This window comes from Leptospira borgpetersenii serovar Javanica (assembly GCF_003046425.1).
Taxonomy (GTDB): Bacteria; Spirochaetota; Leptospiria; order Leptospirales; family Leptospiraceae; genus Leptospira; species Leptospira borgpetersenii.
The window spans coordinates 37,501-47,500 of record NZ_QAJG01000013.1; the positions used below are offsets into that span (position 1 = coordinate 37,501).

At 40.6% G+C, this 10,000-nt stretch carries 5 protein-coding genes (2 of these 5 running past the window's edge); 4 read left to right on the forward strand and 1 reads right to left on the reverse strand.

What is annotated here, in order from left to right:
* The 3 genes in view from CLV95_RS11845 to CLV95_RS11855 are tightly spaced (at most 13 nt apart) and all read left to right on the forward strand, a layout consistent with a single transcriptional unit that may run on beyond the window.
* On the forward strand, nt 1-87 hold the 3' end of the coding sequence (locus CLV95_RS11845; protein ID WP_016749140.1) for an LIC_11026 family protein. The gene continues 2,913 nt to the left of window position 1, outside the view; the window shows 87 of its 3,000 coding nt (coding positions 2,914-3,000); its start codon lies off the left edge, out of view; the stop codon is at nt 85-87.
* Between the two features lie 13 nt (nt 88-100).
* Nucleotides 101-721, forward strand: coding sequence for a DUF1318 domain-containing protein (locus CLV95_RS11850; RefSeq protein WP_107694970.1), 621 nt, complete (start codon nt 101-103; stop codon nt 719-721).
* A 3-nt stretch (nt 722-724) separates the two neighbouring features.
* Nucleotides 725-8,488 carry a PD40 domain-containing protein gene (locus tag CLV95_RS11855; protein ID WP_002731996.1) on the forward strand — a complete coding sequence of 2,588 codons (7,764 nt, stop codon included), beginning with the start codon at nt 725-727 and terminating at the stop codon, nt 8,486-8,488.
* Between the two features lie 80 nt (nt 8,489-8,568).
* On the opposite strand, the gene CLV95_RS11860 is transcribed toward CLV95_RS11855, so the two are convergent.
* The gene (locus CLV95_RS11860) at nt 8,569-9,678 is read right to left on the reverse strand and encodes an aminopeptidase (RefSeq protein ID WP_002732006.1); all 1,110 of its coding nucleotides are present in this window, start codon (nt 9,676-9,678) and stop codon (nt 8,569-8,571) included.
* Between CLV95_RS11860 and CLV95_RS11865 the strand changes: the two genes are divergently transcribed.
* Nucleotides 9,677-10,000: the beginning of a S1C family serine protease gene (locus tag CLV95_RS11865; protein ID WP_002732046.1), read on the forward strand. It continues 783 nt past the right edge of the window; only the first 324 of its 1,107 coding nucleotides appear in the window; it begins with the start codon at nt 9,677-9,679; its stop codon lies beyond the right edge, outside the window. The two genes, CLV95_RS11860 and CLV95_RS11865, sit on opposite strands and share 2 nt — an antisense overlap.

Consider the following 10,000-nt stretch of genomic DNA (forward strand, 5'->3'; position numbering starts at 1 on the left):
TTGGAAAATAGCCAGATTTCGCAACAGAGAATGCCGCTTGCGAATTTCCTAAAAAGAGCAAGATCCGAAATCGATGCGTATCAATAAGGAGAATCCTAAGATGAAATGCGAAATTCTAAATCAGAAAAATCTAATGTTTTTATTCTTCGCATCGTGTTCGTTTTTAACGGGTTGTATCATTAAATCTCCTTCCATTACCTTTACCCAGACGCAGACCTCCTCCGAAAAACAGATGATCGGAGAGGATCGAATTTTGGAAAAGGACGGATGGCTGATTTCTTCGGTCAAAACTTCCTCTGCGGGCTCCGAAGTTTGGAAAAGGGATTTTTCGGGCGATAATTACGCCGGAGGAGATAAGGATATTCTAATGTCCTTAAAAATTCTCGCGTATCTGGCCCCGGAAGTCAAGACCTGGAAGGAAGAGGGTTTTTTAGCCGAAGGGCTTGATGGAAAACTCAGGATCAATCCGGCCGCGTTGGAAGCGGGAATTAGGAATTACCTTTCCAAAAAGGAAGTGAAGTCCAAGATCGATTCCCTAGTTACACTTATCAACGAACATAGAGGTAAGGTGACCGCCTTTCGTTCCGAACTGGGTTCTAAAACGGACACGAAAGAAAAATCGGAACACCTAAAAATTCATCTCGAACAGACTTGGTATCGTCTTGTGGAAAAAGGGGAATACTACGAGAAGTCGCCCGGTAAATGGGTGCGTAAGGAATAGGTTATGATTCGATTTTCCTTCCTCCTCTGTTTTTTCTTTCTTTATCATTGTTCTATCTTTCGTGCATCCTCCAGGATTAAACCCATAGAGTTCAATTATTCCTCCATCGCCGTAAATTATTTCACACCGGAAAACGAAAAACCGTTTCCTCTTACCGTACAGAGGGGAAATAATTTATACAATTCTACGACGGCCGATGGGAGGTATCTTTTTTATACGACCGGTCAAAAGGGAAATTACGACATTTGGTTTCGTGATTTGAAAAGTTCAATCACGGTTCCGGTTACCGCACATCCTGCGCCGGAGTTTAAACCGGCGATCAGTCCGGACGGAAAAAAATTGGTCTTCGTATCTGAACAATACGACTCTTCCGGGGACTTGGTTTTGCTTGAGATGAATCCGGGTTTGTGGGCCGAAAAAATCTTAGAGGGAAAACGGTTTATAAATTCTGATTTTATAATATTAACAAACCGTAATTTTGATGTTCCCGGGAAAAAGGATTCAAACGTGGATACGGATCCTTTTTTTGCCCCTGATGGCCGTCATTTGGTGTTTTCCACGGATCGTTTGACTCCTGGAATCCAGAATTTAGTCGTCCTGGATACGGAAGGCAAGGAACCGATGAAATTATTGACTCAAAATGGCGGGGCTTCGCCGGTATGGTCTTCCGACGGTAAATCAATCGTCTATCTTTCGTATCAGGAAAACCCTTCCGGTGACGTATATCTTTTGGATCTTATGTCCGGAAAAAGTGAAAGGCTTACAAAAGATTCATACCTTAATTTTTCTCCTTCTCTTTCGGACGATAAGCGGTATTTATATTATACTTCGATTCAAAACGACACGAATAAAAACGGACGTTTGGACGAAAGGGATAATAGTCTCATTATAAGAAAGGATTTGAGGACGGGAGAGGTTCGTCAGTTGACTTCCGGAAATGATTCTTTATTTGACTCTAGATTTTCTTCGTTTAACGGTGGCTCGATTTTGTTTACGGCGGCATATTATAATACTCTAAATATTTATTTTATTCCCGCTTCTGGCGCCGTGCCAAAGGAAAAAAATATTATCTCTCAATACGAACTCGCTCTACAATATAAGGATAAACAAAGTTTCGAAAATTTTCTTTTGGCGATCGATGCGATCGAGTTTTACTTTTCCAAAGACCCGATTTACCCGTTGGTTCGGTCCAAAGCCCTTCTTTTGAAATACGAAGAAGCGAAAAATTCCGGAAGATTTGCAATCGCGGAAGGTGCTAAAAAAGAAATTTCAGCCTCTCGTTTCAACCCGGTTACCGGACTTGGATACGGACTTTTACTAGCACAAGAAAAAAAGAATTCGATTCCACTTGCGATCCGAGAACTCAGGGAGTATTATGAACAAATTCGAACCGTTTCAAAAGTGGAAAATAATCTTCTGGCTTCCCTTTTGGAGGAAGAAGGAGATTTGGCCCGTAAGTCCGGAAATTTTCAGCATTCCTTGAAAGTATATAATGAAATTCTAAATCATTATCCGGATTACTATCGGATTCGGGATATCTATCGAAAGTCGGGGGATTTACAATACAAAAACGCGTCGCTACACGGGTATAAAATTCCCGAATCTTTTTTTCAAGTTGCCAACGACCCTCAGACCGGGAAGGAAGAACTAAAACTTCTCTATGAACAGATCGATCGGGAAGTGGTAGTAGGAAATAATTTTCTAGAACGAACAAATGCAGCGGAAATTTCAATCGTATCTAATTCCCTCGAAAAAAAATCTCCTAGGTTGTTTCAATATTTTTTATACGTTAAATCTCTCGGCTTGAACGGAAAAGGTTCGTTTGAGGAAAGTAATTCTTTATTGAATACTTTTTTATCGAACGTTGCGGAGACCGATCCTCTTTTTTTAAAAGTACATCTTTTGAAGTCGGATAACTTCAAAGGACTCGGAGAAGTTCAGAAGTCTTTTGACGAACTTCGGATCTATTTGGAAAAGTACGATCCCCTTCTCGGCGTGGACTTGGATGAAAAGGAAATCGAACGTTCTTTCGTTTATTTCGAGAACAAAGCGAGAGATCACGACCGTAGGGGAAATCTTCAGGACGCGGCCTTTCACTATTTTTACAATACTGAAAATATGTTTCTCGTAAAAAATAGAAACTTATTTATAGAAACCCTATATAAGGAATATGCGATTTATTATCAGAGGATGATGGTGGATTCCGTCTTCAAACTTTCTGGTTTCTTAAGCGAAGAAAAACAAAAAGCGCTTTTGAATAAACTCAATGTGATCGATATTGCCGGCGTGGATCCGCTTTCGGAGGAGGGACTCGGTTATATCAATCAATATTATAAGGTCGCGGTTCCAAGATCCAGGCCCGTCTTGGATTTAGCGACGTTATACGGCTATTCGTATTATTTAGTCAACCGGAGCGTGATTCGAGAGACGTACTACAACGCCGCCAACTCGATGACGCCTGCGAGAAAAGAGGAGATCCTTAGGGATTTTAAACAAGCCGAATACGAGCTACGATGGATCATCTTCGCGGATCCTAGATATTACGAGGCTTATCAACTTTTGGGTTGGATGTACCAGTATGTGGACATTTTGAAGAGCAGGAAATCCGAAGAGGATCAACCGAACGACGAAGAGAGATATGCAAGTATTTATAAGAAATATTTTCCGGAAAAAAATTTTGAGGAAAACATCGAACTTTACAGTCAGGTTCTGGAGCTTTTGGGGGAAAATTTCGAAAACAAGAAGGCCCTTTCCGATCTAAGGCTGAATCTTGGAAACAATTATTTTCTTTTGAAGAATTATCCGAAAGCCAACGAACAGTATTCGAAAGTGGATTCCCTAGCGGATTATATCATCTCCAAAACACAGTTCGAAGATTATCGTCAGAAGGTGATATTCCTATTTAATTCCGCGAGATCTTCGATCTATGTAGCCGATTATAAGTCGGCGGTTCAAAAACTCAAAACCGCTTCCGACTTGTATTTTGAAAACGAATCTAAAAAAACTTTGGTTGGAAAGGGCAGTGCGGAAAAACTACAACGATACAAGCTCAAACTCGCACTTTTATTCACGTTAACCGGCCTTTCCTATATGGAATCCGGAGAGTATACAAACGCGATTTTTTACTATAAGGACGCACTTTCTTTGAATGGGGAAAACGGATGGATCGATCCGGTCAATCTCCACAACGGCTTGGCGCTCTGTTACCAAAAATTAGGAAAGTATAAATTATCGGAATCTCATCTAGTTGAAGCCGAGCAAATCCTCGCAAATCGGTCAGGATCTGGTTGGATTTCCAAGGGTGTAAAACTCAAATTTTGGGATTACATCTGGGATTGGATTTGGGAGGCCGCTCTTCCGGACGGAGTTCGTATTTCGGGTGAAGGGAGGTTTCCGGAGGCGATTTCTCCTAAGTTTCAGCCTTTGATGACTAGTGGAATCAGAGTGAATAATCTCGTTGCGTCTATGGAAATCGAAAGAGCTATCGAAGAGATCAACTCCCGCCTGGTTTACGTAAAGTCGAAAAATTTGGGTTCTACGTTAGCGGCTTCTTTCATCCGATCCAATTCGTTCAACGATTTGGGGTATTTACATTTTAAACGGAATGAATTTAAGACTGCAATGGAAGCCTACGAACAAGCTGAGAAGTTTGAAATCGAAAAGGGGTTTACTTCTAAGGCAAGAACATCCTTTAAAAGAGGACTCTATTCTTACTTCGGACATTTGGAAAATACGGAAGAAGATCCCGAACTGGAGCTGCAAAATCTACGTTCTGCTTCCGAACGTTTGATTTCCTCCAAATATAATTTTGTAAAAGATTGTTTGGGCGATACTCGGTATGAAGAGGAGGTGATTCATTCTGAAACTAAAAAATGTATATTAAAATTTTATAATTCGTTTCCCGATCACGATCCAACTTTAGCGCTGGTTTATTACTATCAGGGAGAACAATTCTTTCGAATCGGAGATGTCCTATCCGGTTTCGAGTTGTTCGGCCGGGCGGCCGGGCTTTTAGAGAATCCGTCAATGATTCCTAAAGAGGTTGTAGGCCTTGCGGAGGATCCATATACAAGAAAAGAAAGGTTGTCATATTCAATCAGCAGGGCAAATCTTTACGTTCGATTAGGGGATACGGAAAAAGCAATTGCGACCTTGAATCTAACTTCCGAATCTGCAAACGAATTTTACTATATCCAAGAATGGGTCGAAACGCTTGTGACTCAGGCGGAGATTTATAGAAAGGAAAAAAGTCATTCCAAAGCGAAGGAAAAGGTCGATCGTGCTGTTGCCCTCTTGCTGTCTCATCCTCATTTGATAAACGAACTTAAATATTTCTTAATATATAAACTTTTTAAAATACGATCAGAGCTCGATTTCGAATTGGGTCGGTTTCCCGAAGGTTTTCAAAGTTTAAATCTGCTTCACAAATTGAATCTATACCGTCAATTTATAAGAATTCCTCATGAATCGGAAGATCCAAGTTTTACGGCCGATGTCGTAAGACTGCAAAATATCGTCAGAAAACAAAAATTTGTCTATGCCGCGATTCAGAATGCGTTGGAAAAAAAGGAAAAATCCGAGGGTCTACTCAAGGAATATCAGGACCTTTCTAAGGATTTGGAAAAAGAGCTTGGCGTTATAAATCGTAAAAATCCGAGTTTGGATGGATATCTTGGTATATTTTCGAAAGAACCTGCCGTGACCGCTTTGCTTAACTCGGATGAAGGTTATCTCAGAATCGAATTTGTCGGCGATAAGGTAAGGATCTACCGTGCTACGGCATCCAATGAAGAGTATTTAAATCAAACCGGGAAGTTGGAAGAGGTGTTAAGTCGGATCTCCAATTCGGGAAAAATTCCGTTTGTTTCTCGGAAGATTTGGTTTGTACAACTGGGAGATCATATCGATTTTGAAAGGATTCGCAATATCCTTCCGGAACGATTCTCATTAATTTTCCGACCTTCTCATTTGAGGCCCCTTCAAGAAAAAGATAAAAGAATAGCGCGTAACGTTGCTATCGTAGAAGGGTCGCCGAATTACGATTCGACTCTTCCCGTAAGAAAAATCGCCACCAATCGGATTTTAACCAGACTTCTGGATACGGATATGCTCGTGGCTCCTTTTCCGAGTATCAGTGGGGATAATTCTTTCGGAGAAAGTTTTTCCGCACAAAATCTTTCGATTCGAGATCTTTTTCATAATCGAAGCGAGATTTCTTCCGCTCTTTTCTACGAAAAAACGAAATTCGATCTCGGAAAAATTTCCGAGGTTTACGAAGTGTTAAACGCATCAGGAATTCGTAATGTTTCAATCTGCCTTTTGAATACTTCCTGCGAAGCCGTTGCTCCGGAAAAAGTTTTGTCCGATTTCGTTCCCGGAAGTTTATTTTTAGGTTCGAGCGTTTTGAGGAAAAAAGAAACGCACCGAACCTCTGAAAATTTGCATGTTTTGGCTAGAAACAACGAAAGAAAAGAGAATTTAAGAGAGGCTTATACCTACGCGTTTTCGAACCGATCTTTTCAAAAAACGGAAAGTGCGGACCTTTTTGGAGAATTGGATATGCTCCGTTTAAGGTGGAAACTTTCTCCGGGAACTACGATGAAGGAAATCTACGGTGATCTTTTGAATAATGCTGGAGAAGATTCCGTCAAGGATTCCATTTTGTTTTCCGCACTTTTGACCTGCTATCTCGATAAGAATCTTTCCGATTGTAATTCTTATACTTTCGAAAACGTGGTGGATTCCTCCAAGAAAGATCTGCTGAAGACGTTGTATTCGTTTAAGAACGGAGTTCCCGTGGCTCCGCTCGCGTTGAAGGTGTTGGACATTTCCCCTTTTTACGATCCTTATTTATATTATAAGAATATTCTAAAAATTGCAAGAACTAACTACGAGCCGGAGATCGGGGAGTTTGCCGGAAAACTCGCTTTGGAAAGATCGGGCGATTCCGAAGAAATAAGGGGGGTGGAGGAGATTCTGCAAGGATTGTATGCGCAAAAGTATTTTTTACAAGGTGTGGCTCTTTCTAAAAATCAAATCCATAGAAAAGAAGAATTATATATGATTCTTTCCGGAAATTGGAAAGATGCGCTCGAAGTTTTAAAGAGGAAGGAAGACGACACCGGGAGATTTAGAGAAAGATTACTTCTAAATTGGAAAAGGGAGATCACGGGAGCCTGGTTTTCCCCGTATTCCCTCTACTCTGCGGTTTACGGAAATTCCTCCAAACTTTTCGAATCCTTGGATGCGGAAGAACGGAGTCTTTTGTACCGATTGATTTTATATTCGGTTCCGTTTCAAGAAAACGAAGAAGTCGACTTGCTCGCGGAGTCTTTGGTGGAATACGAATGGAATCGCGGGGCAAAATCCAGAGCTCTTCGTATGACGCTCGGTTACGCTCAGGCCTTATTTTCAAGAGGGGAAATGTCCAAGAGTAAGGATTGGATGAATAAAATCGGATCACGTTTTGCGGCGGATTCGGAATACGAAAAAATATTCAAAGATAAGAATATTCTAATGAATAAATACCTTTTCCACCGAGGTGAGATCTCCTCGCTCGAAGGCGGAGGCGAAAAAACGGAATGGTTGTCCCTTTACGAAAAAGCGTCGGCAAAGGCGCCGAGGGATTTTATCGAGTTCTTGAATTCCACGATTCGATCCAAACGAGGAAAACATTTTAGTTACGAAGAAAGGATCGAACTCCTAGATTTGATTACGTATTTACAAAAGATCTGTTTTCAAAAAAACAATTCCGAGGTATTCTTTGATCTCGCCGTGGCTAAGGATCTTTTATCTCTTACCCGCCCTTTGATTTTAAATTCCAATCCCGATTACAAGGATATTCCCGTTTTTGTATCCGTTGCGGAGAAAATTAAGGAGAAACTTCCACCGGATCAGGAGTTTCTTGCCGTGATGGATCTGGGACTCGAGTCTTTTTATATACGCTTTATTAATGGGAAGTCCAAAGGTGATCTTGCTTTTAAAGACAATCGTAAACTTAGGGTTTCCTTATTTCAATATTTGGAAGAGGCGGCAAGAGGAGGTTACGAGGTTCTGCTTAGGGAGGAACTTGAAAACGAATATAGAAAAAATATCAAACTTGCAAAAAATAAACTTACCTATCTTTATTTGAGTTCGTATCATTTTAGAATTCCTTTGGTTCCAAGAACCGAGGATCGATTTTATCTCGTCAACGATCCGAAATCTCTCGTTACAAATCCCGTTTTTTCCACGAAGGAGGAATTTTCTCCCGAATATCAAATTCAATTTTTGGCAAGTTCGAAGTCTAAGGAAAGTTGGAAGAAGTCCTTAAAAGATCTCGAAGTTTACGAGGCGGGCTCGGGGAGACTCGGTTCTGATACGAAAAGCCGTCTTTACATTTTGCAGGAACCCCTGGAGATCGTCAATCAGGTGAATTTAAGTTTCGGTGGAAATACACTTCCAAATTCCTACGGAACTCCTAAAAAAGGAAATTGGATTTTTACTTCCTCCTTTCTGGAAGAGGAACGTTATGACATTCGGAATTATAGGGATTCTTTTTATTGGATTGGTCAGAATTTTTTAAGTCCGGGAGTCGTTTTTATCGGAGATCAAACGGATACGGCGCATGTCGATTTTCTGAAACGTTTTACCAAACGCAGCGGAACAAAAGTTCCGCTTTATAACCGATTCCAAGAAGCGTTAGACGCCATTAGGGAAATTTATCCCTTGGATCGAATTTGGAACGGTTATAGGCTCTATACGAACAGTTTTATTTCGGAAGAATAGAATGCGATTCTCATTTTATAGAATCTATTTGAATCCAAGTTGAGTTTTGAAGTTTTAATTTCTACGTACGACATAGGTCATTACTCGTTTTTTAACGGATCCGTCTCAAGTAATTTCTTTCGTTCCTCGTTCGAAAGATCGATAAGGGATCTCATCCTATCGTGGAACTGGGTGAAATTACGATCCGTTTTTTCGAATTCTTTTCGAAAAAAGTCGGAACCGGAATGATAACGAAGATAACCCACAAAATCTTCGTTATTCCAGTTTTTAGAAGCCAGTTTTTCCGTATGAATCGTTTTAAATTTTCCCTTTGCAGTTAGAAGGGAACTTTTGAATTCTTCCAAGATTCTTTTTTTGCCTTCGAGTTTTTCGGAATCGTTTTTGTCAGTGGCGTATAACGTTTGCAGACGACTTGCGGTTTCCACGAGAAAAATTCTTAATTTTTTCGATTCTTCCTTTTTTAAAAGAATCTCCTTTTTGATAGGGCTTTCTTTTCCTTCCGTGGATTCCAGAAAATGGAGCGTTCCTTCTTCTTCGATAAAGCTCGCATAACTTTCGTTAAATAGGGAATCTCCCGGAAAATAGACCGTAGCGTGCGCCATTTCGTGAAACACGAGAGAGGCGACTTCGTAGGGTTTCGTATCGTTTAGTTGGGAGGAAAAAATCGGATCCTCAAACCAACCGAGAGTGGAATAGCCTGAAGTGATTCTGATCCTCGTATCGAATCCTTTTTCTTTGAGCTTGTTTTCTTCTTCTTTCGCCTTTTCCAAATCGAAGTAACCTTTATAAGGAACCGTTCCCGCAATCGGAAACCACCACGTATAGGATTCTAATTTAAGAGGATAACAGGCGGCGACGTGCCAACCGATTTCCTTTCGGTCCAACTCTACGAAACTTTTAAATCCTGAGGACGGATTCAGGCCCAACTCTTTGATTCCGTATTCTCGAAACGTTTCGACTTGTTGCAGTTTGATTTTTAATTCTTTTTTTGTGTTCGCATCTTGAAGGATCGATCGGATCGATCGTCGTCTCAATAAAATGTCGAGTTGTCCGGTTCCTAAATGCCAAAGATACCCCGCACAATTTTCAAAAGCAAAACAAAGAGTAATTAAGATTAAGGTGTGTTGGATTTTGATTTTCGATTTAGGCTTGTTCTTCGAACGAGTGGAATTGAATTTAGGTTCTAACATGGAATTTATACGTTCACTCCCAAAGGTAGTCGTTTTCAACGGAATTCTTTTCGTTGTTCTAATGTTGGTTCTGATTTTTCCGAAGGATTGTTCGTTGTCTTCACTTTTCTCCGATAGGAGGCCGATCAGCTCCGGAAAACAAAAATCCGCGATCGAAATTCAGAATTCGTTTCGAAACGTTTATCATTTCGTCAAGGATTCGGTGGTTTCCATACGAACGAAAAAAAGCGAATCGATAACCAGTCCGTATCATTACTTCGATTTTAAGAGCGAAAGACCGGCTTCTTTTGGGAGTGGATTTTTCGTTCACGAAAAAGGTTAT

Coding starts and splice junctions, on each gene's coding strand:
- CLV95_RS11850 (WP_107694970.1), top strand. CDS start 101: ATGAAATGCGAAATTCTAAATCAGAAAAATCTAATGTTTTTATTCTTC.
- CLV95_RS11860 (WP_002732006.1), bottom strand. CDS start 9,678: ATGTTAGAACCTAAATTCAATTCCACTCGTTCGAAGAACAAGCCTAAA.
- CLV95_RS11855 (WP_002731996.1), top strand. CDS start 725: ATGATTCGATTTTCCTTCCTCCTCTGTTTTTTCTTTCTTTATCATTGT.